The following is a 25,215-nucleotide window of genomic DNA, read 5'->3' as shown; positions in this document are numbered from 1 at the left end:
GCGCCGAGGCGATCCCACGGACCGAATCGAATCCCTCCAAAGCGGGGCGCGATGACTTGACAAGCGATTGTGCCGCAACGCTAATAGTTAGCAGGCTAACGAATTGTCTCGGCTCCGGAGTCGGCCCGTGTTGGACTATGATTTTGACGAGAGCATCGGTTACTGGCTGACCGTGACGACGCAGCGTTACCACCGCGCGTTCAATGACGCCTTGGTGCCCTACGGAATCACGTTCCGCCAGTCGCAAGTGCTCGGTTGGCTGGCATTGGAAGGCGAGCTTTCGCAGGCCGAGTTGGCCGGCAAGATGATGATCGAGCCGCCGACGTTGGTTCGCATTCTCGATCGGATGGAACGCGACGGGTTGATCCGGCGTCGCCCCTGCCCGACCGATCGTCGCCGCAAGTTGATCGGCGCAACGGCGAAATCGAAACCGGTTTGGGCCAAGATCGTCGAGTGTGCCAAAGGCATTCGCGCACGGGCCACCGATGGATTGACCGATCGACAGCAAGCCACGCTCAAAAAACTACTCGGCCGGGTTCACGAAAACCTGTTGCTGACACCGCCGACGGAGTTGTCCGACCGATAGCTGGCTGCGAATTCCCCACCACCCATGGCGTCGGCATGTTTCCACGTTCCATGACGCATCCAAATTGTCCGAGCTGATGAATATGAAACGCTCTCGTGTCTTTCGAATTGCACTCTTCTTGCTCGCGGTGACTGTCGGCATGCACGACGCGCACGCGCAACAGCCGCCGCCCGCACCGGTGGCCGTCGCCGAAGTGGTGCAGATGGATGTCGCCGCCGGCCAAGCGTTCGTTGCCACCGTGATGCCGCTCAAGCGTGCCGTCGTGGGCAGCGCCGTCGACGGACGCGTGGTCGAACTGGTCGTTCACGAAGGGGAACGCGTCGCGGAGGGCGCGCCACTGGCCAAATTGCTGACCGCGACGATCGAATTGGAACTCGCCGCCGCCGAAGCCGAACTGGATTTGCGAAACCAAGAGCTTGCCGAACTGGAGGCGGGGTCGCGACCCAACGAGATTGAACAAGCCAAGGCAAAGATGTTGGGCGCTAAAGCGGACATGGAGTTCGGCCGGGCGCAATTGACTCGCTTGCAACAGCTGCGGACATCGAATTCCGCATCGCCGGAAGAATATGAACAGGTCAAGGCTCGGGCCAGCCAGTCCGAACAGGTCTACCAGGAGCTCAAGGCCGCATACGATCTGATCGTCGAAGGGCCGCGGCCGGAGCGGATCGCCCAGGCGCGGGCACAGGTCGCTTATCAGCAAGCGATGGTGGATCGCATCAAGGACCGGATCAAAAAATACACTGTCATGTCGCGGTTCGACGGTTACGTGGTCGTCGAGCACGTCGATGAAGGCACATGGGTCACCAGTGGCGACCCGGTGATGGAGGTGGTGGCGTTGGACGAAGTCGAAGTCCTGGCCTACGTCGTCGAGCAACACGCCGCACACATCAAACCGGGGGCGACCGTCCGCGTCGATGTGCCCGCGCTTCCCGACGAGGTCTTCACCGGCGAGATCTCCATTGTCATTCCCCAAGCCGACGCGAAGTCCAGAACCTTTCCCGTCAAGATTCGCGTCAAGAACACGATCACCGACGACGGGCCGTTGCTCAAGGCCGGGATGTATGCCCGCGTCGAATTACCCATCGGCCCGAAACAGAGTGCGATCATGGTTCCCAAGAACGCGTTGGTCTTGGGCGGCCCGCAGCCGTTGGTTTATGTCGTCGATGGCGATCAACGCGGCGGCAGCGTGCGGCCGGTCCCGATCGAGGTCGGCGTCGCGATGCCGAATCTGATCCAAGCCAAAGGTCCGCTCGAAGCGGGGCAGCGGGTTGTCGTGGAAGGCAACGAACGCCTGCGGCCGGGGCAAAGCGTCGTGATCTCACGCGTCGTTGCGTCCCCTTCACAGCCCGCTCGAGCCGACTTAAACGGAGGCAACGAGCATGGCACTGATTGAAGCCTTTGTCAAAAACCCGGTCAAAGTCAGCGTCGCCGTGTTGCTGGTCTCCCTGTTCGGCGTCGTCGCACTGACGCGGATGCCGATGCAATTGACGCCGGAAGTCCAGATCCCCACGATCACCATCGAGACGACTTGGCCGGGGGCGAGCCCGCAAGAGGTCGAGCAAGAAATCACGATGGAGCAGGAGGAACAGCTCAAGAGCGTCGAAGGTGTCACGAAGATGACGTCCGAGAGCGCAGATTCCAAAGGCACCATCACCCTCGAATTCCTGGTCGGCACCAACATGGAAGAGGCCTTGCTGAAGGTTAATAGCCGACTGCAACAGGTGCCCGAGTATCCCGAGGATTCCGACGAACCGGTGATCACGACGGCCAATGCCTCCGACCGGCCGATCGCCTGGTTCATCTTGAGCACGCGGCGCCCGACCGACGAACAGTTCCAGGCATTTGAAGACCGGCATCCCGAATTGGTCGAAAAACTCGCGCCGGCACGCCACGCCCACAATGTGGGACTGGTCATGCTGAGGCTAAGGTTGTTGGCCAAGGAGCACCCCGAGGTCAAGGAACTGTTGCCGCCGGAGGGTCTGGACGTGACCAAGCTGAGACGGTTTGCCGAAGACGAAATCGAAGCCCGGTTTGAACGGGTTCCCGGCGTTTCGCAGTCCAACGTGATCGGCGGATTGGAAGACGAATTGCAAGTCATCGTCGATCCCGAAAAACTGGCCGCCAGGCAGTTGACGTTGGCCGATGTCCGGAACGTCTTGCAGGGTCAAAACAAAGACACGTCGGCGGGAGATTTCTGGGAAGGCAAACGGCGGTGGGTCGTGCGTGCGATGGGCCAATTCCGCAGCCCGGAACAGGTCGAGCAACAGTTGTTGTCGGTCACCAACGGGGCACCCGTCTTCGTCCGCGATGTCGCCAAAGTCGAATTGGGTTACAAGAAGCCCGACGGACTGGTGCGACGATTCGGTGAGTCCAGTATCGCGATCAACTGTTTGCGCGAAACCGATGCCAACGTGTTGGAAGTGATGGACGGCTTACGCGCCGCCAATCAGGACATCGATGAAAATATTTTGAAACCGCGGGGGCTGCAACTGACTCAGGTCTACGACGAAACCGAATACATCTACTCGTCGATCGAGTTGGTGCAACAGAACATCTTCATCGGCGGTGCGTTGACGATGATCGTGTTGATGCTGTTTTTGCACTTGGGCGTGCGGACGATCGTGACGATCCCGTTGATCATCGCAAGCTCGTTGGCGGCGGCCTACCTGTCGCCTTGGTTCTTTTTGATCTGTATCGCGATCATTCTGGTTGCCGGGTTCTGGTTCGCCCGCGGTGCGCTGGTGGTGGCGTTGGCGATCCCGACCAGTATCATCGCATCGTTCCTGGTGCTGGGTGTGCTGGGCCGATCATTGAACGTGATCAGCTTGGCCGGGTTGGCGTTTGCGGTGGGCATGCTGGTCGACAACGCCGTGGTCGTGCTGGAGAACGTCTACCGCCATTTCAAATCGGGCGAATCCGCAGTCACCGCGGCCGTGCGGGGAACCCAAGAGGTTTGGGGCGCGATCGCCGCCTCGACGATCACGACGGTTGCCGTGTTCTTGCCCATCGTGTTTGTCCAGGAAGAAGCCGGGCAACTGTTCCGGGACATCGCATTGGCGATCAGCGCCGCGGTCGCGTTGTCGTTGCTGATCTCGATGTCGGTGATTCCGACCGCGGCCTCGCGGCTGTTTCAGTCCCAACCCGATCGTGACGACCTGTCGGACCCATCCTCGCGGCAAAACACCCATCGCATCACACAATTCATCTTGTGGCCGGTCCATGCGTTGGGCGAAACCTTTGTTCGGGGCACCGTCGGATTCAATGACTGGATCCAACGCGGCGTATTGCGCCGGCTTGGGGTGGCTGCGACGTTGGTTCTGCTGGCAGTGGGAATCAGTTGGTCGTTTTGGCCCAAGGTCGAGTATCTGCCGACCGGAAACCGCAACCTGGTGTTCGGGATTTTGCTGCCGCCGCCGGGATACAACCTGGATCAGTTGACCGCAGCCGGCAAGACCGTCGAAACCGCACTGCGTCCCTACTGGGATGTGGATCCCGAAAGTCCCGAAGCCGCCGCATTGGACTTCCCCGCCATCGGTGACTTTTTCTTTGTCGCCCGCGGACGGCAGGTGTTCATGGGCATTCGGGCCTACGATGGCCAGCGCGCCGGTGAACTCGTTCCGCTGGTGCAACAAGTCGGTGCTTCGATGCCGGGGACCTTTGCCGTCGCCAAGCAATCGAGTCTGTTCGAACAAGGGCTGACCGCCGGACGGACGATCGAGATTGAGATCACCGGACCGGATTTGATCAAGTTGGTCGCGTTGGGGGGACAGACGATCGGCAAGGTCAAGCAGATCATGCCGACCGCTCAGGCACGGCCGATTCCGAGCCTGGATTTGTCCAGCCCGGAAATCCACATCACGCCCAAATTGGTCCAGGCGGCCCAAATGGGTGTCAGCAGTCGTGACCTCGGGTTCTCGGCCAACTGTCTGATCGACGGTGCCTATGCCGGCGATTACTACCTGGATGGAAAGAAAATTGACCTGACGATCATCGGTGAATTGGAATACGCCGACACGACGCAAGAAATTGAAGCGTTGCCGATCGCGACGCCGGCAGGACAATTGATTCCGTTGGCCGCCCTCGCGGATGTCGACTTGGCCAGCGGTCCCGAACAGGTCAATCACCGCGAACGCGTCCGTGCGATCACCATCGAAGTGTCTCCGCCGCCCGAAATCGCGTTGGAAGATGCGATGGCGCAGATCAGACGCGAGATCGTGCAGCCGCTGACCGAAAGCGGTCAACTCGGAGGCGGTTATCAAGTCAACTTGGCCGGCACCGCGGATAAGCTGAGCAAGATGCAGGCGACGTTCCTGGGCCAATGGTCGGGCTGGAATCTTGACAGCTTGATCAGTGTGTTGACCAGCCAGTTTGTGTTGGTGATCCTGATCACGTACCTGCTGATGGCGGCATTGTTCGAATCGTGGTTGTATCCGTTGGTGATTATCTTGACGGTGCCGCTGGGGGCGGTCGGGGGCATCCTGGGGCTCAACCTGTTGAACGTCTATTTGTCGATGACCGGCCAGCTGACGCAGCAACTGGACATCCTGACGATGCTCGGTTTCGTGATCCTGGTCGGTACGGTGGTGAACAATCCGATTCTGATTGTGCACCAGTCGCTCAATCACATGCGTGAGGACGCCATGTCGCCGCGGGTGGCGATTCTGGAGAGCGTACGGACACGGATTCGTCCGATCTTCATGACGACGTTGACCACCGTGCTCGGATTGTTTCCGCTGGTCTTGTTCCCCGGTGCAGGGAGCGAACTGTACCGCGGCCTGGGCAGCGTCGTGCTCGGCGGGCTGTTGGTGTCCACCATCTTCACGCTGGTTTTGGTGCCGACACTGTTCAGTCTGCTGTTGGAAGCCAAGGCCGGTTTGGCGCGACGGCTGTTTGGCAGTCCAGCCCAGACGGCAGGGCAGACGTCACGACCGACGGCGGCGTTGCCAAGTCAGCGGCGAACGGTTCAACTGGTGCAGCCAGGGGAACCGACGAAGCATGACGCTGATTCAGCGCGTGATCTGCCGACCCAAGACCGGGCTCACCAACCCGCTTCATCGGCCCCGGCTTCACAGGACGATCGATAGCCGCCCGCGTTGATGACCATGACAGGAACAGAGACACCACACTGCAATGAATTGCTGTCCGATCAGGACGGTGATTACCGGACCGCCGATGGGAAGAAACGCTGGATCGCAGGGAGTTTTCCGACCGTCAGCTTCTATCGCCAGTTCGCGTGGAACGTTTATCGATCCAGTCGCGTCGCCCGTCAGGGAAAGTATGGAAACCGGCGCTGGAGCGAAACCAGCTTGGAAGTCATGCAAACGCTCGAATCGGTCGGCGTTCGATTCGAAATCACGGGGCTGCGGCATGTGAAAGACTTGGCAACCCCCTGCGTGTTTGTCGGCAACCACATGAGCATGCTGGAGACGATCGTCCTGCCCGCCATCATCCAACCGATTCGCGACGTGACGTTCGTGGTCAAACAAAGCTTGATGGACTATCCGGTGTTTCGCCACATCCTGCGGACACGCAATCCCATCGCTGTCTCACGTGACAACCCACGCGAAGACTTCAAGCGGGTGATGACGGAGGGGGCCGAGCGACTTGCCCAAGGCATCTCGATCGTCGTGTTTCCCCAGACCACCCGTAGCGACACCTTTGATCCGGGGACGTTCAATTCGATCGGCGTCAAGCTGGCGGCTCGGGCCAAGGTCCCGGTCGTGCCGATCGCCTTGCAGACCGATGCGTGGGGCAACGGCAAATGGTTCAAGGACCTCGGTCCGATCGACCCGCAAAAGAAAGTGCGATTCGCGTTCGGAGAACCGATCACCATCGAAGGCCGCGGCGACCGGCAGCAACAAGCCGTGATCGACTTTATCGCGTCCAAGTTGGACCAATGGAACGCCGGCACGTAGGACGAACAGCCGCTTCCGCGACGACCTGAGTGACCGAGGGGGCGGGGCAAACAGATGGGGCAAAGCTAGGTTGGCTGCAAAAAAGAGTTGGTCAAAATATGAGTTGGTCAAAATATGGAATGGTCAAAGGATGGGTGGGGCTAAACATGCGAGTGTCACCAGTCGCCTCTCCCCCACTGTCTTCATTTTTTGACCAACCCATTTTTTGACCCCTTCCGTCCCACCATTCCGCAAGCCCAGGCCCTCGTGCGACCCCCGGCCTGACGAAGCGGACCGACAACGGCTATGGCGGATTCAGTTCTCTCGCCATTTCCATGTCGCGGCGTGAGGCTTCGACGTCCTCGTTGCTGTTGTGGGCTTCGCTCCTGAGTGTATACAGATACGACAGACTTCGACGTTGGATGTCGCGCCATTGGGGTGTGCTCGTTGGTGGCGCGGCCTCTTCGATTTCGATTGCGCGGGTGAGATGAAAGATGGCGGAATCCATGTCGATGCCTTGCTGCAAAAATGCCCGCCCCAGCAAGCCGAACACATAGGAGTCCTCTTCTTCATTCATGATCTGATCATCCAGAATCGCAATGGCTTCCGTGTATTCTTCCGCGTCGATCAGCAGGCTGGCGAGATTTCTGGAGTGATCCGGATGCAAGGAGACGGTTTTTCGAGCGTCCTTGATGGCCCGTTCAAGGTGGCGTCGATCGTCGGATGAATGAAACCAATCGCGATAACAGTCCGACCGCATGTCCAGCAACGACGCCCGCTCGTCGTCGTCGCTCACCCGCTCCATCGCATCATCAAAATCGTTCACCGCCTCGTCGAAGCGGTCATGGATTTGGAAGAACAAAGCTCGCGCCTGCAACGTCTCGACACATCGGTCGATGCTCACCGCTCGATCGTAGTTCTGCTTGGCCAAGTCCGTGTCACCGTCGCGATCTTGGATTTTCGCGAGTTGGATCAAGGCATCGGGCGAATCGGGATCTGCGGCCAAGGCCTGTTCGACCGCTCGCTTGCCGGCGTCGGCATCACCGGAAAGTTCACCGAGTTTTAACAGCGGTGCGGGGTTGTCGGGGTCGATGCGGTTGGCGATATCAAAGTAGTCCATCGCTTCGCGTCGGTGACGTTCGGCTTCGTCAGAGTTGCCGGCGTTTTCTGCCATTCGCATCATCGCCACTGCGGTGGCCCCGGTGCTGACATAGCCATCCGACCACGCTCGAGCATCGCGCGTCATGTCGTTCAGTGGTATCTCCGGCGGAGCGACAAGGCGTGTGTGGGTCACTGTCGCAAGGTGTCGGCCTGCGACGGCGACCAATCGACAAGCCTGTTCGGTCGATTCACAGCGGTCGGTCGTCAGTAATGGGATCGACCGGTCGCCGACAACCAATTGGAGCTCGACGGAGTTCTGGTTCGGCTCGGGCAATGGCGTGATGCGGAGTTCTGTCAGTTGATCCAACGGAAAGGTTTCTTGGGAGCGGTTTCGGCGATGGACAATGGTGTTTTGCGTCCAGTCAACCACCGTCTCGACTTCCGGCAAGAGCAACTCAATGGCCAGCACCAAGGCGGCGTAACACACTGCCAGCACGGCTGCGATGACGCCACCGAATATCAGCCCCGTCATGCCTGCGCCGTTGATCGTGCCCACGACGCCACTGCAGGCGATCAGGCCCACCAGCAAAACGGCAATGACGACCGACGCTGCGCCCAGCGGAAATGCTTTGATCGTGACGACCGACACCCGCACGCCTGGCCGCCAATCCGTCGGCAATTGCTGCATTTGCGAAGTCTCGAAATCAGGGGCAATGATCACTTGATGCGCCATCACTCGTCCTCCTCATTGTCGTGCACTGCACCCCCCACACACCGCGCCCCTTCACACAGCATACCACCCTGTCCGCCGGCCCGTCACAGTCCGCCACACGCTCGCAATTACCCAGTTTGCCAAAAAGGTGTCGGACACCTTTTGCGAACAGGGACGTCTGTGATGCGTTAAACTGGGGATTCCGACGTGACCCTCTCGTCTCCTCCTTTTCGTGCATTGAGTCAGCGTGATGGATGTCTTTGAATCGGATACTCCCAGCCTGTGTGATCGCTGTTTGAGGGAACTGGTCGGTGGTCGGGGCGAGTTTTACGAAATCGACATCCAGGCCACCGTCGATTCGTCGCCTCCCATCCTGGACTCCCCCTCGACGCTCGATCGTGAGGAGATGGATGCTCAATGGGGCAAGGTCATCGAGCAGCTCGAATTGACGCCACAGGTCGATGCCGAGAACCAGGTGCACTGTCGCCGGCGACTGCTGCTGTGTTCGCCCTGCTTTCAGGTCTGGATTGAAAACCCCGCCGGCGGCGATTGAGCGGCCTGTTGATGCAATCGATCTTGCCGTCCGGGGCTGGCGAGCCTATTTAGGGGGCTGCGGAGTTTCACGACACGCGAAACGTTTTGACTGCAAACAGAATGGAATCTGGGAATGAATCGAGTGCTGCCCTTCTTGGTGACAGGGTTTATCTGGCTGATACGAACCACGTGCCGCGTCCGCGCGGTCAATGATTCTCGAGATCGGCTTCGCGCGGCCGGACAGCCGTATCTCTATGCCGGCTTGCACGGCCAGCAGATCGCCATGGTGGTCCACGCCGAAAAGGGCGCGGGCGCGTTGGTGTCACGCAGCAAAGACGGCGATTTGATCGCCCGGACGCTTGAGAAGACCGGGGTGATTCCGATTCGCGGCAGCAGCGGTGCGAGCCGCAAAGGCGGTGTCACGGCGTTGCGGGCGCTGGTCGCCCATGTCTCCAGCGGCCGGCCGGCGTGTGTGGCCGTTGACGGGCCGAAAGGGCCACGCGGGATCGCCAGTCCCGGAATCGCGATGTTGTCGCAGAAAACAGGGGCTCCGGTCTTGCCGATGTCGCTGATTCCCACCAAGCGGATCGTGTTGTCACGGACCTGGGATCGCACCCAGATTCCGCTTCCGTTTTGCCGCATCGACGGAATCTTCGGCGATCCGATGTACCCGCGTGACGGAGAGTCCGTCGCGGAGTTCACCCAGAGAATCCAGGACGAGCTGTTGCGTCTGGAGGCAGCCTACGATCCGAGCGAAGCCGCAAAGACTCACGCCGCGTTGCAGCAGGTGTTGGCTGAGAAACGCGAGTCGATGAAACGGGCGGCGTAGTCAAGGCGTTACTTGCCGTCCAGATCCCAAGCGTCGAGCCAGATTGTTTTTTCGGCTTTCATGCCGAAGTCTTTTTCCAACCGTTCGGCCATGTCGGCCAAGTGACCGGCACCGTAGAACACGGCCAGGGTTTGCTTGCCCGCAGCCAGTTCTTCGCGCAACACTTGAAACGCTTTGGCATTGCGTCCCTTGATCAGCGTGTTCTCGCCGTTGGCATCGTTGAGCCCCGCCGTGACAGCTTCCATGTCGATCAACTGATTGGCCATCGCGTTTTTCATTGCGGTCGAGCGGTCTTGGCTGAACAATGCCATCAGTACGCCGAGGTCGCCACCGCTTTTCGATTGCGTCGCCAAACCGGCGCCCATCATTCGGGCAATCATCTTCAGCACGCTGTCACCGCGTCGCTGCAGATCCTCGCTGAACTCTTCGGGGCTCATGTCGGCGTGTCGGAAATTGGTCGCCATGTAGTCGATCAATTCAAGCTGGTATTCCAGTTTCAGCATGTCCTTCATGCCGGTTTGCATCGACGCGACCAGCGATCGGCGTTCCTTCAAGTCTTCGGGCCGGATCCGGGTGCCGTCCGGGGCAACCAGCTCGTACAGCACCGAATCGTATTTCGACAGCCGTTGATTCAGGTCCACGTAGTATTCTTTTTCGCCGATGTGGACGACGCCCACCAAGTCGACGATCGCACCGTCGTAGCGCGTGCCGGGCTTGCCGCGATAGCGAACGATCGCGGTCTGCAACGCGACTTTGCGGCCGTTTTCGTCTTTCTTGATCCGCAGATAGGCCGCTTCGGGTGATTCCGTTTCCGACGTCTCGGCTTGGGCCTTGGGTTGGGCCTCCGCCGTTGCCGGTTGAGCGACAGTGGTGGCCGCTTCAAGAAACAGGTTGGCCAGCGCGAGGACGACAAGCAGGGCGAAGAGGAACAAACGCATAGGGGGGTGCCTGGGTTGGAGGCGATTTGTAGCTCGATTCTCACAATCGACAAGCTCGTTGAGCACAAACGAACCTACCGTAGCATAGCGCTCAATCCAGATCGCGGCAACTTGAACTACACCACCGTTGTGAGCAAACTGGCTGGTTGGGCAGAAGTGATTCGGCGTGCGCGGCCGATTCTTGGCGTCCCCATCGCGTCGTTGACTATGGTTGCCGAGGATTCGTCAACCGCTTAGAAAGGGAGCGGGCGTCGATCGAATGTAGTCCAGCCACGGGCTGAGAAAGGAAGTCATGGAATTCATTGAACTGACCGGAAAAACGTTGCTTGATGTGATCAACGAGGGGGAAGTCGATTTCAACGAACTGCGTCAAGCGGGCGTGACGAGCGACTCGATCATCCGGATCAATCGATTCGGTGAAATCGAACTTCGCAACAAAGGCGAATGGACACTCGTGGGGGGGCTGATCGGCAATTTTGAGGAACGTCTTCAGAAACTGACCGGGCTCGATTGGGTCTAGTGCTGCGTCAGCTTTTTGATGGATAGCCCGGGAAAATAGCTGGATTGCTGCGTCAAGGTTGAACGTCGCCGGCGCACTCGCCGAGCACCCGCATCCACTGTCGCATCTTGTCGGGGCTCAGTGTTCCGGTTCGATCACCGTCACAGACAGCTCCACGGACGGCGAAGCAATTAGGCCGAAATTCGGGGGGCGGAATCAGCTCGGCGATTCCGCTGACGTGCCCCAACGTGATCGAACCGGCTAGCGACCACCACAGTTGCCGCCGGTAGGCTTGGCGGCCGAAATTCGATAGCCGCTGGGCAGTCATCAGGTCGATCGACGAGCGGCCGTTCTTTTCGAACGTATCGAGCAGAATGCGTCGAAAACCATGGCGGGCGGCCAGATCCAGGATCGCTTCGGCCGGCAGACAGTCGGCGGACCGATGGTCGGCATAAGCGACCGCGACCAATTCCACCGGGTCGGGGATCCGTTTTTCGACGGCCTCCCACATGCCCCTGATCTGGTCAGGCTTGTTGCACCCACTCGGGCCGGCTTTGGCAAAGGCGAATTGGGGCGGGACTTGATCGGCCAGCCCCACCGCCTGATCGGATTCCCCCAGCGCTGCCGATAACATGGGGGCGTCCTTGCCGGCGGTCGACCAGCAGGCAGTTTGGCGGGCGAGCTGTTGCCAGATTTGGACGCCAACGGGAGCCAAAGCGCCGCGGTCAGGTTCCTTGAGGTCCAGAATATCGACATCGAATTCGACCGCTCGCGTCGCCTCGACCAGATCACGCACGCTGACCAGCCATTGAGGTTTCGCGATCGCGGGAGGCGTTTTCACGGGGTCCCGGAGTCGGCTCGATGGTGCGTTCAGTGGTGCGTTCGGTGGCATGCAGGATGGTCGTGCGGGTGCCGGGCGGTTAGAGTGATGGCCGAAAAGAAAGAACGTCGGGGGTGGCCAGTGGGGCAACCCGGGGCGACCGTCCCTCCCATTTTGATGCAGAGAGTCTAACGACCCTTGGAATACGAATCGATCAGTGCGATCGACGATCTTCGTCAATTCTGTGATGAACTGGCTGATGCGCCGATCATTGCCTTCGACACCGAGTTTGTTTCCGAAGACCGTTATCGACCCCAGTTGTGTTTGATTCAAGTCGCTGCCGGAGACCGGTTGGCGATCATCGATCCCTTGGCGATGCACACCACCGCCCCGTTCTGGGATCTGCTGGTCCAGCCCGGACGAACGGTGATCGCCCACGCGGCGCGTGAGGAATGTCGGTTCTGTTACCAGTTCACCAATCAGCCGATCGCGGGGCTCTTTGACACGCAATTGGCGGCCGGATTTAGCGGCATGGAGTTCCCCATTTCGCTCGGCAATCTGGTCAATCGGTTGACCGGCAAAACGCTTGCCAAGGGGGAGTCTCGCACCAATTGGCGGCATCGGCCGCTCTCGCGTGACCAGCTGAATTATGCCTTGCAAGACGTGACCGACCTGGAAGCGATGTATTGGATGCAGCGCGACGCGATCGAAAAGCTCAATCGCCGTGCCTGGTTGGAGGAGGAAACCGAGATCCGCCAACAGAAAGTCATTCAACACGAAACCAGCGAAAACTGGCGGCGCGTCAGCGGATGTGCCGGGATGACGCCGCGGCAACTGGAAATCATCCGCCACCTCTGGCGTTGGCGTGACCAACGCGCCGCGACGCTCGATCGGCCGGTGCGACGCGTGATGCGTGACGATCTGATGGTCGAACTCGCCAAACGCGGATCGGCCGAGATCAAAAAAATCCGCAACATCCGCGGCATGGATTGGCGCGGTTACAGTGCACACTATGACGACATCTCCGCAGCGATCCAGGCCGCGCTTGAGGTGCCCGACGACCAACTCCCGCGGCGGACCCGGAAATCACGCGGTGTCATTTCCCCGATGCTTAGCCAGTTTCTATCGACGTCCATGGCCTGCATCAGTCGTCAGAACAAACTGGCCCCGTCGATCGTCGGCAACGCCGACGACGTCAAGGAAGTGCTCGGTTTTGAATTGGACCCCAAGGAAGGCGACAAGATACCCTCGTTGCTGACCGGATGGCGCGGCGAGATTGTTGGAAAGACCTTTCGAAAGCTGCTCAGCGGTCACGCGGCCATCCGTGTCGCGGACGTCCGCAAAGAACAGCCGCTAGAATTCGTCGAGCTGGATTGATTTGAACGAAGAAACGCCACCCCCTGAAGACGTCCCGGACGATTTCTTGTTCGTCTGGGCGTGCGGATTCGAGCTCGCCATCGGTCTGGCCGGGCTGCTGCTCGCGTGGTTTCTCGGTGTCGATGCCCGTGCGTACTTGGGGCGGATCGACAAACTGGCGTGGAAAAGCGTGGCCATCGAATTGGGGATCGGTGCACTGGCGTCCATCCCGATGTTGGTTGCCATTTCGCTGCTGATGAAAATTCCGCACGAAGCGATCGACGCCCTCAAACGACTCAGCGATGCACCGACGATGAAGGCCTTGTTGTCGCTCTCTCCCGCAGAGTTGTTGACGGTCAGCATCTGTGCGGGCATCGGTGAAGAACTCGCCTTTCGCGGTTGCCTGTTGCCTTGGTTGACCGCGGTGCAGGACGCGACCGGCCAGATCGACAACCCGTTCCAAGTCGGGGATAGTTTTAGCGTGGCTGTTCCGGGGGTGCTCGTCGCGGCAGTCCTGGTCTCCTCGATCGGTTTCGGTTTGTTGCATCCGATCACCAAGCTCTACGTCTTCATCGCGTCCTTGATGGGCGTTTATTTTGCCGCGCTGATGATCGCGACCGATAGCTTGCTCGTCCCGATCGTCGCGCACGCGGTCTACGATGCGGCACAGTTCCTGATCGCCAAACGCGAGATCGAGGCCGAGGCGGCGGGGGCGTAACGCCGCCTGCTCGTTCCAAGGCTTCAGCCGATTGTATCGGTGACGGATTTGATCGTAGCGGAAGGCGCCAAGACTTTAGCAGCGTGAGCCCTCTCTGGCGTTGGCTTGCTGCGCAAACGCCGTCTCTCCCAGAGGGAGAGAATCTAAATTGGTTGCCAAAAGCTGCCGATATACAATCGATGTCCCGAGCGATCCACGACACGTATGAATCGCCCGTTGCTTAGACGTCCAGGTTTCGGACGTCCAGGGCGTGCTTCTCGATGAATTCGCGTCGCGGTTCGACTTTGTCGCCCATCAGCAGGCGGAACATTTCATCGGCCGCCCCGGCGTCTTTCATGTTCACTTTGATCAGCGTTCGGTTGGCCGGATCGAGCGTCGTTTCGCGAAGCTCTTCGGCGTTCATTTCGCCCAGCCCTTTAAAGCGAGTCACTTGCAGCCCCTTTTCACCGGCCGCCCGGACTTCGGGCAGCAGGTCACGCAGGTCGACCATCGGGCGGCGGGTGTCTTCGCCGCGGACCAATTCGAAGCGTGGGGTGGTCATGCCGGTTCGATCGGCCGGAATCAGGTCTTCGAGTGAGAACCCGAGTTCGGAAAGTTCTTTCAGTCCGCTGTTGATCGTGCGGACTTCGTGCAGCTCAGCCAGGTGGGCGATCGTCTTGGTCGGCTCGCTACTGGCCGCTTGCGACGAGGCATCGGTCGTGCCGTCGGCGCCCTCGGCCGCTTCGTCGATTTCTTCGGCGGCCGCCTCGTCATCCAGGACCAGGTTGTGCTGGTTGAGATGCGTTTCGACTTCGTCGGTGCTGTGGAACCAGTGTTCCTCGTTCCCGTAGGTCAGCAACCACGAGGGCAGTTTGTTGGTGACCGGATCGATCCGCACGGCGTGGACGCGCAAGCTGACGCCACGACGCTCCAGGGCCACGATCGCGTCTTCCATCGAGGCCAGTGAACCGCACAGCTTTCGCATGTCCTCGCCTTCGATCCGTCGCCCGTCTTCGGCTTCGAAGACGGTGTCGTTGAGACCGCGATCGAGCAACTGACCCTTCATTTCTTCGTCGGTCTGGACGTAGTAGCGGCTGCGTCCGTGGGTGACGCGGAACAGCGGCGGCTGTGCGACATAGACGTGCCCGTCGGCAACCAGTTGGTACATCTGGCGATAGAAGAAGCACAGCAACAAGGTGCGGATATGGCTGCCGTCGACGTCGGCGTCAGTCATGATCACGACCTTGTTGTAACGCCGCTTGGAGATGTCTTGGTCGGCGCCGATGCCCGTTCCGATCGCTTGGATCATCGAACGGACTTCTTCGTTGGCCAACACCTTGTCTTCGCGACTCTTGTAGGCGTTGATGATCTTACCACGCAGCGGCAGAATCGCTTGGAAGTCGCGCATTCGCCCGCCTTCGGCTGAACCGCCTGCCGAATCACCTTCGACCAGGTACAGTTCGCAGCGTTCCATCTGCTTGCTGATGCAATCGCGCAGCTTGCCAGGCAATCCGCCACCGCCGAGCGCGTCTTTTCGTTTTCGCAGCAAGTCCTTGGCCTTGCGAGCCGCCTCGCGAGCTTCCGAGGCGAGCAATCCCTTGCGCACGATCGACTTGGCGACGCGAGGGTTCTCTTCCAGGTACTTCGACAGCTGCTCGCCGACGCCGGCGTTGATGATGCCTTCGACTTCGCTGTTGCCGAGTTTGGTTTTCGTTTGGCCTTCGAACTGGGGATGCGGCACACGAACGCTGATCACCGCCGTGATACCTTCGCGGATGTCGTCCCCACCCAACGCGGTGTTCTTCAGCAGGTTTTCTTTCTTGCCGTAGTTGTTCAGTGTCCGCGTCAGTGCCGAACGAAATCCGGAGACGTGCGTTCCACCTTCGATCGTGTGGATGTTGTTGACGTAGGACTGAACGTTTTCGGTGTATTCGGTGCTGTACTGGAGTGCGATTTCGAATTGGCAGCCGTCTTTTTCACCGACGATCGAAATCACATCGCTGTGCAGCGGGTCGCTGGCGCGGTTGAGGTGTTCGACGAATTCGGTGATCCCGCGTTCGTATTTGAAATCGCCACCCTCGCCGTTGCGTTCGTCCAAGAACGTGATGCGAACACCGCTGTTGAGGAACGCGAGTTCTTGCAGGCGTTTGTAGAGAGTGTCGAAGTTAAATTTGGTGACCGAAAAGATCTGCGCATCGGCCTTGAAGGTGGTCCTGGTGCCCGTCTTGCTGGTCGTGCGTCCTTTTTTGACCGGACCGGTCGCAACGCCGCGCTCGTACTCTTGGCTCCACGTGAATCCGTCTCGGCTGACTTCGGCTTCGGCCCACTGGCTGAGGAAGTTGACGACGGTGACGCCGACGCCGTGCAGGCCGCCGGAGGTTTGGTAGGCACCTTTTTCGAACTTGCCACCGAATTTGAGGACCGTCATCACCCCCTCGAGCGTGCTGACTTCGCGATCCAGTTCGGCCGAAAGCTCTTGGTGCTTGGTCACCGGAATGCCGCGACCGTCGTCCTCGACCGTCACGCTGCCGTCGGTGTGGACGATCACGGAGACCTTGCTGGCAAAGCCCGCCATCGCTTCATCGATCGAATTGTCGACGACTTCGTAGACCAGGTGGTGCAGCCCGCGTGTCGCGGTGTCGCCGATGTACATCCCCGGGCGTTTTCGGACGTGATCCAAGTCCGAAAGGTGCTTGAGGTCTTCGTCGGTGTATTTCTGGTTCGCGGCGGGAATCGAGGAAACCGGCACGTCGGGGCCGCGTTCCTGGGCGTCCATTTCTTCCTGGGAGCCTTTTTCCTGCGCGCTCTGATCGGGCGAGTCTGGGGCGTCAGATTCCGGGAGATCCGAAGAGGGGGCGTCGCTCATTGAGACCTGAAACGGGGCGTAAAAGTAGGCCGCATTTCGAGGGATGGTTCCCAATCCTGGTCATCCCAGAACCGCCTGCGGCAGAAGGCGGAATTCTACCATTTCCCGGCGACTTTCGCGAGGCGGTTGGATCTCTCGAAAGGCCGCAACGGAGGGCCTGATCGGACGTCGGTCGCCTCCCTTCTAAGCCCTTTAAATTGTGGGAATTACCTCGTTTTTCACTGCTTTGGGGAGTCCTACACGCGTTCGATCCGCTGCCTCCTTGCCCCGCCGCGTTCACCTTGCGGCGGCGAATGCCTCTACAGTTCCGGCCGATCGCGTGATTTGCCGGACGTCGCAAACGAGCTTCGATAGTTTTTTAAGTCTCGCCGACGCTGTCATTGCCGTGACGAGTGTCCGCGAGCAGCGAAATTAGCGATTCTGAGATAGGATGGTCCTCAAGTGGAGCCGAAAAAATCCAGTCCGAACTTGACGTGTCTTGGTCGCTACCGACCGTGTTAGTGGTGCCTGGGGCGGATTGGCTGATTGTAGAATTTGCTGCTGCAAAAGAGTTTTTCGCCGCAGGCTGCAGCGACGATTCGTCGTCTTCCCCCTCCTCATCGGGCGATGATGAAAAAGCGGCGATCGGGGGAGGACTGGCTACTACATCGATGTTGATCGTGCCGAGGGTGAGATCGGATCCACCACCGGTGCCCGTGTTGCCGCCGTCGTTGACCTTGACCGTAAGCAAGTCTTGGTTGTCTCCGAGTAATCCGAACAGCGGCAACAGTGAAATGTTGGCAGGCGCGTCGAAGTAGGTGTTAAGGTCATCCACCGTTCCTTCCAGGGTAACCGCATTGGTACCACTACCCGACGCAGTCACTCCCCCGCCCGCCAACACGGTCAGCGGGCTTAGCGATGATTCGATGGTGACACGCAAGGTTCCACCCGCGGCGTCCACATCGACCAGTTGGATCGTCCCGATATCAAGACTCGAGAGCAAACCGCTCACTACATTCAAATCTGATGGGAGCGTGCCGACGTTGACCGGGTCATCGTTGACCTCAGCGATGTCCAGGTTGACCGACGCCAGTGTGACGTCACTGCTGCTGCCACTGCCGGTGTTCCCGTTGTCGTTGACGGTCACACTCAGCAGCGTCGCATCGTTGCCGGCCGCGTTGAGCGCCCCGAGAAAACCGATGTTTGTCGGGACATCGAGGTAACTGTTGAGCTCCGTTAGCGTTCCGGTCAGGGTTGCCGTCCCGGTGCCGTTGCCCGTCAGGATGACGGACGGATCGACAGCCAGTTGCAAGGTTCCACTCGCGACACTGATGGTCACCGTCAGATCGCTCGTCCCGGCGTCGACGTCCGCGATTTCGAGCCCGCTCAAATTGAGTGCGCTGAGTAAATCTTCGGTCACGCTTAAGTCAGAAAGAGTCGCGCCGACGTTGGTCGGGGCATCGTTGACCGCAGCGATGTCCAGGTTGACCGACGCCAGTGTGACGTCACTTCCACTGCCACTGCCGGTGTTCCCATTGTCGTTGACGGTCACACTCAGCAGCGTCGCATCGTTGCCGGCGGCGTTGAGTGCCCCGAGAAAACCGATGTTTGTCGGGACATCAAGGTAACTGTTGAGCTCCGCTAGCGTTCCGGTCAAGGTTGCCGTCCCGGTCCCATTTCCGGTTAGGACGACGGACGGATCGACAACCAGTTGCAACGTTCCGCTCGCGACACTGATGGTCACCGTCAGATCGCTGGTCCCGGCGTCGACGTCCGCGATTTCGAGCCCGCTCAAATTAAGTGCGCTGAGTAAATCTTCGGTGACGCTTAAGTCAGAAAGAGTCGCGCCGACGTTGGTCGGGGCATCGTTGACCGCAGCGATGTCCAGGTTGACCGACGCCAGTGTGACGTCACTGCTGCTGCCACTGCCGGTGTTCCCATTGTCGTTGACGGTCACACTCAGCAGCGTCGCGTCGTTGCCGGAGGCGTCGCGCGCGCCAAGGAAGCTGATGTTGGTAGGGAGATCGAGGTAGTTATTGAGTTCGGTCAACGTTCCGGTCAACGTTGCTGTGTCGGTACCATTTCCTGTCAGAAGGATGGATGGGGCGACGGCCAATTGCAATGTTCCGCTGGCGACGCTGACGGTAACCGTCAAGTCGTTGGTCCCGGCGTCGACGTCCGCGATTTCGAGCCCGCTCAAGTCAAGCAAACTGAGTGTGTCTTCGGTGATGTTCAGGTCCGAAAGTGTGGATCCGATGTTGGTTGGATCATCGTTGACCGCCGAGATGTCCAGGTTGACCGATGCGAGGGTGACATCGCTGCCAGTACCGCTGCCGGTATTCCCATTGTCATTGACGGTGACGCTCAGCAACGTTGCGTCATTGCCGGCGGCGTTGAGTGCGCCGAGGAATTGGACGTTTGTCGGAACGTCGAGATAACTGTTCAGCTCGGTCAACGTCCCGGTCAACGTTGCCGTCCCGGTGCCGTTGCCGGTCAGGACGACGGATGGATCGACGACCAGTTGCAACGTACCGCTGCCGACACTGACCGTGACGGTCAGGTCGTTCGTGCCGGCATCCACATCGGCAATATGCAGGCCGCTCAAGTTAAGTGGGCTGAGCACGTCTTCGGTGACGTTTAGGTCTGAAAGTGTGGATCCGGCATTGGTGGGGGCGTCGTTGACCGCCGAGATGTCCAGGTTGACCGATGCGAGGGTGACATCGCTGCCAGTGCCGCTGCCGGTATTCCCATTGTCATTGACGGTGACGCTCAGCAGCGTTGCATCGTTGCCGGCGGCGTTGAGTGCCCCAAGGAAATGGATGTTCGTCGGAACGTCGAGGTAACTGTTCAGTTCGGTCAACGTCCCGGTCAACGTTGCCGTCCCGGTGCCGTTGCCGGTCAGGACGACGGATGGATCGACGACCAGTTGCAACGTTCCGCTGGCGACACTGACCGTGACGGTCAGGTCGTTCGTGCCGGCATCCACATCGGCAATTTGCAAGCCGCTCAAGTTAAGTGGGCTGAGCACGTCTTCGGTGACGTTTAGGTCTGAAAGTGTGGATCCGGCATTGGTGGGGGCGTCGTTGACCGCCGAGATGTCCAGGTTGACCGATGCGAGGGTGACATCGCTGCCAGTGCCGCTGCCGGTATTCCCATTGTCATTGACGGTGACGCTCAGCAGCGTTGCGTCGTTGCCGGCGGCGTTGAGTGCCCCAAGAAAATGGATGTTCGTCGGAACGTCGAGGTAACTGTTCAGTTCGGTCAAGGTTCCGGTCAACGTTGCCGTCCCGGTTCCATTGCCAGTCAGGACGACGGATGGATCGACGACCAGTTGCAACGTTCCGCTGGCGACACTGACCGTGACGGTCAGGTCGTTCGTGCCGGCATCCACATCGGCAATTTGCAAGCCGCTCAAGTTAAGTGGGCTGAGCACGTCTTCAGTGACGTTCAGGTCTGAAAGTGTGGATCCGGCATTGGTGGGGGGATCGTTCACGGCGGAGATGTCTAGGTTGACCGATGCGAGAGTGACGTCGCTGCCGCTACCGCTGCCGGTGTTTCCATTATCGTTGACGGTCACACTGAGCAGCGTTGCGTCGTTGCCAGCGGCGTTGAGCGTCCCTAGGAAACTGATGTTTGTCGGCGCGTCAAGGTAGCTGTTCAGTTCGGTCAAGGTTCCGGTCAACGTCGCCGTCCCGGTTCCATTGCCAGTCAGGACGACGGATGGATCGACGACCAGTTGCAACGTTCCGCTGGCGACACTGACCGTGACGGTCAGGTCGTCGGTGCCGGCATCCACATCGGCAATATGCAGGCCGCTCAAGTCAAGTGGGCTGAGCACGTCTTCGGTGACGTTTAGGTCTGAAAGTGTGGATCCGGCATTGGTGGGGGCGTCGTTGACGGCCGAAATGTCCAGGTTGACCGATGCGAGGGTGACATCGCTGCCGCTACCGCTGCCGGTGTTTCCATTATCGTTGACGGTCACACTGAGCAGCGTTGCGTCGTTGCCAGCGGCGTTGAGCGTCCCTAGGAAACTGATGTTCGTCGGAGCGTCGAGGTAACTGTTCAGTTCGGTCAAGGTTCCGGTCAACGTCGCCGTCCCGGTTCCATTGCCAGTCAGGACGACGGATGGATCGACGACCAGTTGCAACGTTCCGCTGGCGACACTGACCGTGACGGTCAGGTCGTTCGTGCCGGCATCCACATCGGCAATATGCAGGCCGCTCAAGTTAAGCGGGCTGAGCACGTCTTCAGTGACGTTCAGGTCTGAAAGTGTGGATCCGGCATTGGTGGGGGGATCGTTCACGGCGGAGATGTCTAGGTTGACCGATGCGAGGGTGACATCGCTGCCGCTGCCACTGCCGGTGTTTCCATTATCGTTGACGGTCACACTGAGCAGCGTTGCGTCGTTGCCGGCGGCGTTGAGTGCCCCAAGGAAATGGATGTTCGTCGGAACGTCGAGGTAACTGTTCAGTTCGGTCAAGGTTCCGGTTAACGTCGCCGTCCCGGTTCCATTGCCAGTCAGGACGACGGACGGATCGACGACCAGTTGCAACGTTCCGCTGGCGACACTGACCGTGACGGTCAGGTCGTTCGTGCCGGCATCCACATCGGCAATTTGCAAGCCGCTCAAGTTAAGCGGGCTGAGCACGTCTTCAGTGACGTTCAGGTCTGAAAGTGTGGATCCGGCATTGGTGGGGGCGTCGTTGACGGCCGAAATGTCCAGGTTGACCGATGCGAGGGTGACATCGCTGCCGCTACCGCTGCCGGTGTTTCCATTATCGTTGACGGTCACACTGAGCAGCGTTGCGTCGTTGCCGGCGGCGTTGAGCGCCCCAAGGAAATGGATGTTCGTCGGAACGTCGAGGTAACTGTTCAGTTCGGTCAAGGTTCCGGTCAACGTCGCCGTCCCGGTTCCATTGCCAGTCAGGACGACGGACGGATCAACGACCAGTTGCAGGGTTCCATTGGCCACACTGATGGTAACGGTCAGGTCGTTGGTCGCCACATCGACGTCTGCAATCTCCAGCCCGCTCAGATTCAGCGGGCTCAGCAAGTCTTCAATGACGTTCAGATCGGTTAGCAATGCACCGACATTGGTTGGAGCATCGTTGACCGCCGCAATGTCTAGGTTGATCGAAGCCAAAGCGACATCGTCGCCACCACCGTTTCCGGAGTTGCCTCCATCGTTGATCGTGACCGTCAGCAGGTCGGCATCGTCACCGAACAGATTGAGTCCGCCGAGGTAGTTCAGGTTTAACGGGTTGTCCAAGTATGCATTGAGGTCATTCAGCGAGCCGACAAGCGTGGCCGTTCCGGTACCGTTTCCGAGGATGTCAATGGTAGGTACGCCGGTGAGAAGGAGTGAGCCGTCTTCGACACTCAATGTCAGTTGGTGGTTGCTGACCGGAGCGTCCGGGTCGACAAGATTCAGCACGCTGAGGTTGATCGGGCTTGCCATGTCCTCGGTGACGGCCGCGTCCGAAAAAGTCCCGCCGTCGTTGTACGGGTCGTCGTTGACAGCCGAGACATTGACAATGAAGTCGAACTCGACGGTCATTGCCCCGTTCTCTCCGCCATCGGCCAGGGCGAGGCGGACGAGATCCGACGCCGTTTCCGAGCCGTCATGTCGATAGGTCACACGCCCGTTATTGACGTCGTCTTGGGTAAATGAGCTGATGGGGGTCAGTGGGATCGCCGTGAATTCGAAGTGTCCATTGGAGGGGCCCGATAGGATGCTGTAGTGGATTCCGGAACCTTCATCATCGGGATCGTTTTCATCCAAGTTGGTCGCATTGATTACGACGGTGTCGCCTTCGTCGACTGTAGCGGGGTTGTTGGTCGCAAGTGCCGGCGGATCGTTGACTGCATTGATGGTCACATCGGCCGACCCGATGACCACCAGATTATCCAAGTCGACCACCGAGGCGGTGATGGAATCGATTTTGTTTCCGTAGAGGTTGTTTGCGCCCAGGTATTCGATGCGATTGGGCTGATCGAGGAGGGCATTCAGGTCGTCAACGGTTCCAGAGAGCGAGAGTTTATTTGTATGGCTGCCGCTGACGATGACGCCGTTGCCGGAGACGGCAGCGAGAGTGCCGGAGCCGGCGGACAATTGCAGCGTCAGCGGGTCGTCATCGTCGTCCACCAAAGACAAGCTTCCCCAGTCGATGTAGGTCGGGACGTCTTCAGTCACGAGGAATTCACTCGGTAGTCCACCGGCATTGCGAGGCAGGTCGTTGGTGCGCTCGATGGACACCAGCGCCGCGACGGTCGGCCCGTCGGATCCACCGTCGTTGACCGTGAATTCGATACGTCGCTCGGTCGTGTTCGGGTTTTCGGAGGTGTTGTAGTAGCCCACCGCATCGATTGCCTGTTCGTAGGATGCCAGTGACGCGGTACCTCGAAGCACAATTCGTTGAGAATTAGAGCTCGAATCGACGATGATGTCCGGCGAGAGCATTCCGGCGAGCGTCAGGCCTTCGTCGCTGCCATCAAATGTTTCGGTGAGAAAAATCTCTGCCCCTTCCAGTTGAAGGTCATCGCCATCGGAAATGCCGCTTTGATTGGCGAGCAGGAGGACACTGGAGTTTTCGACAAACGTCCGATAGACATCTGGCGACGCTCCCCCGGAGTTGTCTGCGTCCAGGGTCAGCAACGGCGGGGGGCCTACGGAGACTGCGATGTTGCGCGTTTGTTGCGGGCCCAGACCGGTGCCGTCATCGATCGAGAAGGCGACGGTTCGCTTACCCGGGGTCGTGGAAGTGCTGTCGTTGCTGTAGTGCACCGTTCGCAGGGCAGCGACGTAGTCTTCCTTGGATGCAGCCCCCGCCAGCGTGAGCGTGCCGGTGGTTGCATCGAAGTTGCCTGAGATCCCGCTCTGGTTGCTAAACGTCAGTTCGTCTTCACCGGCAACATAAAACGTGGAGAACGCGATCACTGCACCCGTCATGGTTGAGTGGTCTGGATCGAAGACGTCGATGGTTTGGCTGAGGGTGACCGGCATGGCCCCGGACTGAAAGCTCAGTTCGGTCGTCTCTAAGGAGATGACTTGTGCTGCATCGTTGACATTCTCGATGCGGATCGTCGCGGTACCCAAAGTCGTGGTTGATTGATCGTCAGACAAAGAGCCGGTCAGACGATCGGCTTCGGGGCCGGAGGCATTTTGCGGCGGTGAGTACAAGATTCCATTCGAAAGATCCAGGAATTCGTTTAAATCGTCGGGGCGACCCGCGATGGTCAACTGGGACGTCCCGCTGCCATTGACCACCACATCGTCTTGTGGGTTTGACATCAACATTCCGCCCGCCGTCTCGAGCATCAGGGTCAGATCACTGTTTTCGGCGTCGAAGACCTCGATCGCACTCAAGTCAATGTAGGCGGATCCATCCTCGGGGGCGTCGATGGTGCTCGGCCAGGCTCCGGTTCTTCCCGGAGCGTCATTCAACAGGAAAATTGCGATGTCGACCGTCCCCGTCGCCGGAACCGTTCCGTCAAGTCCACCGTCATGAAGCGTTACGGCAAACTGATCCGCAGTCGTCTCGGTGCCGTCGTGAACATAGATCACACGATGGTTGTCGACGTCGGCCTGGGTGAAGGTCGAGACTTGAATTCCGACCTGACCGGTGAGTTCGAGTTGTCCATGCGCCGGTGTGGTGGAAACATGATAGACCAGTTGGTCCGTGGGAGTGTCTGGATCTGACCCGTCGAGCACTTCGGCGGTGAGAGTAGACGATCGGCCTTCACCTACCGTTGCGATGACGGATGTATTGAGCGAAGGGCCGTCATTCGTCCCGGTCACACGAACTGTCGCAGTGAACGTCGTCGTCAATCCCTCAGGGTCGACTGCCGTGTAGTCGAATTGGTCCTCCACCACTTCTCCCGATTGAAGTGACAAGATCGCTTCGCTGGTCGAGGGGTCATAAAGAAAGCTGCCGTCGACGTACACGGTCACCGTCGCGCCGAGGACACTGATCACTTCGCCTGGTACGATCGTGACTTGCCCGCCTTCGGGATCGAATACGGTCCAGAGCAGACCCGGTGGCGGGTAGGAAACGAAATGATCGCCGTCTCCCAAATCAAACTCAAACTCAGGCGGGTCGGTCAGTCGGGGCGGCTGGTTCTGCCGTTCATGATCATAAGACGTGCTGATCACTCCACCATCACTCTTGGGGTGGTTGACAAAAACTTCCTGAACCTCGCCACCAGCTGTCGGTCCAAAAATATCTGTCGGTCCGATTCCCGACAGGTCCACGAAGTAGGTGTCGATCGCAAGGGGAAGCCGTCGTTCCAATGCTTCAAATCCGTTGCGTCGAGCTCGGCGGTTCCTAGGCATCAAGAGTCCTTTCTTGAGAGAGCGTGAGTTGATGGCTTGCGTCGTGAGTGAGGCGGATCGAGCCGACCGACG

General features: G+C 59.2%; 14 protein-coding genes. 9 read left to right on the top strand and 5 right to left on the bottom strand.

Annotated elements, in window-relative coordinates; genetic code table 11:
- Positions 1-127: 127 nt before the first annotated feature.
- The 4 genes from TBK1r_RS16835 to TBK1r_RS16820 all read left to right on the top strand — a co-directional run bounded on the left by TBK1r_RS16835 (position 128) and on the right by TBK1r_RS16820 (position 6,501).
- Positions 128-586 (top strand): MarR family winged helix-turn-helix transcriptional regulator, encoded by a 459-nt coding sequence (locus tag TBK1r_RS16835; RefSeq protein ID WP_145212923.1) that lies wholly within the window; start codon positions 128-130, stop codon positions 584-586.
- A gap of 82 nt (positions 587-668) precedes the next feature.
- The gene (locus TBK1r_RS16830) at positions 669-1,979 is read left to right on the top strand and encodes an efflux RND transporter periplasmic adaptor subunit (protein WP_419581428.1); all 1,311 of its coding nucleotides are present in this window, start codon (positions 669-671) and stop codon (positions 1,977-1,979) included.
- Positions 1,966-5,670 carry an efflux RND transporter permease subunit gene (locus tag TBK1r_RS16825; protein ID WP_145212920.1) on the top strand — a complete coding sequence of 1,235 codons (3,705 nt, stop codon included), beginning with the start codon at positions 1,966-1,968 and terminating at the stop codon, positions 5,668-5,670. The genes TBK1r_RS16830 and TBK1r_RS16825 overlap by 14 nt, the downstream gene beginning before the upstream one ends.
- A gap of 18 nt (positions 5,671-5,688) precedes the next feature.
- Positions 5,689-6,501, top strand: a complete 813-nt coding sequence (locus TBK1r_RS16820) for a lysophospholipid acyltransferase family protein (protein WP_145212917.1) — start codon at positions 5,689-5,691, stop codon at positions 6,499-6,501.
- A gap of 283 nt (positions 6,502-6,784) precedes the next feature.
- Here the strand turns inward: TBK1r_RS16820 and TBK1r_RS16815 are convergent, their stop codons facing one another.
- Positions 6,785-8,314, bottom strand: coding sequence for a tetratricopeptide repeat protein (locus TBK1r_RS16815; RefSeq protein WP_145212914.1), 1,530 nt, complete (start codon positions 8,312-8,314; stop codon positions 6,785-6,787).
- A 229-nt stretch (positions 8,315-8,543) separates the two neighbouring features.
- On the opposite strand from TBK1r_RS16815, the gene TBK1r_RS16810 reads away from it, so the two are divergent.
- Both TBK1r_RS16810 and TBK1r_RS16805 read left to right on the top strand, forming a co-directional pair.
- On the top strand, positions 8,544-8,846 hold the full coding sequence (locus TBK1r_RS16810; RefSeq protein WP_145212911.1) for a hypothetical protein: 303 nt from the start codon (positions 8,544-8,546) through the stop codon (positions 8,844-8,846).
- 114 nt (positions 8,847-8,960) lie between these two features.
- A complete protein-coding gene (locus TBK1r_RS16805; RefSeq protein WP_145212908.1) occupies positions 8,961-9,656 on the top strand; it encodes a lysophospholipid acyltransferase family protein in 696 nt (231 codons plus the stop codon).
- 8 nt (positions 9,657-9,664) lie between these two features.
- Here the strand turns inward: TBK1r_RS16805 and TBK1r_RS16800 are convergent, their stop codons facing one another.
- Positions 9,665-10,594 carry a TraB/GumN family protein gene (locus TBK1r_RS16800; protein ID WP_419581427.1) on the bottom strand — a complete coding sequence of 310 codons (930 nt, stop codon included), beginning with the start codon at positions 10,592-10,594 and terminating at the stop codon, positions 9,665-9,667.
- A gap of 292 nt (positions 10,595-10,886) precedes the next feature.
- On the opposite strand from TBK1r_RS16800, the gene TBK1r_RS16795 reads away from it, so the two are divergent.
- Entirely contained in the window at positions 10,887-11,114 is a 228-nt protein-coding gene (locus TBK1r_RS16795) for a hypothetical protein (protein WP_095739920.1), read from the top strand.
- 52 nt (positions 11,115-11,166) lie between these two features.
- Here the strand turns inward: TBK1r_RS16795 and TBK1r_RS16790 are convergent, their stop codons facing one another.
- Entirely contained in the window at positions 11,167-11,934 is a 768-nt protein-coding gene (locus TBK1r_RS16790) for a (5-formylfuran-3-yl)methyl phosphate synthase (RefSeq protein ID WP_419581426.1), read from the bottom strand.
- 177 nt (positions 11,935-12,111) lie between these two features.
- On the opposite strand from TBK1r_RS16790, the gene TBK1r_RS16785 reads away from it, so the two are divergent.
- Positions 12,112-13,290 (top strand): ribonuclease D, encoded by a 1,179-nt coding sequence (locus TBK1r_RS16785; protein ID WP_145212902.1) that lies wholly within the window; start codon positions 12,112-12,114, stop codon positions 13,288-13,290.
- Position 13,291: 1 nt separating this feature from the next.
- Positions 13,292-13,987, top strand: a complete 696-nt coding sequence (locus TBK1r_RS16780; RefSeq protein WP_145212898.1) for a CPBP family intramembrane glutamic endopeptidase — start codon at positions 13,292-13,294, stop codon at positions 13,985-13,987.
- 220 nt (positions 13,988-14,207) lie between these two features.
- Here TBK1r_RS16780 and TBK1r_RS16775 read toward each other — a convergent pair whose 3' ends face one another.
- Together TBK1r_RS16775 and TBK1r_RS16770 are read right to left on the bottom strand one after the other, a co-directional pair.
- Positions 14,208-16,832 carry a DNA gyrase subunit B gene (locus tag TBK1r_RS16775; protein WP_145212895.1) on the bottom strand — a complete coding sequence of 875 codons (2,625 nt, stop codon included), beginning with the start codon at positions 16,830-16,832 and terminating at the stop codon, positions 14,208-14,210.
- A gap of 358 nt (positions 16,833-17,190) precedes the next feature.
- The gene (locus TBK1r_RS16770) at positions 17,191-25,143 is read right to left on the bottom strand and encodes a cadherin-like domain-containing protein (RefSeq protein ID WP_419581425.1); all 7,953 of its coding nucleotides are present in this window, start codon (positions 25,141-25,143) and stop codon (positions 17,191-17,193) included.
- Between the last annotated feature and the right edge of the window lie 72 nt (positions 25,144-25,215).

Origin of the sequence: Stieleria magnilauensis, assembly GCA_007753675.1 — a bacterium.
Classification (GTDB): Bacteria; Planctomycetota; Planctomycetia; order Pirellulales; family Pirellulaceae; genus Stieleria; species Stieleria magnilauensis.
Note: the sequence above shows the minus strand (reverse complement) of the source record. Positions and strands in the feature narration are given on the sequence as shown.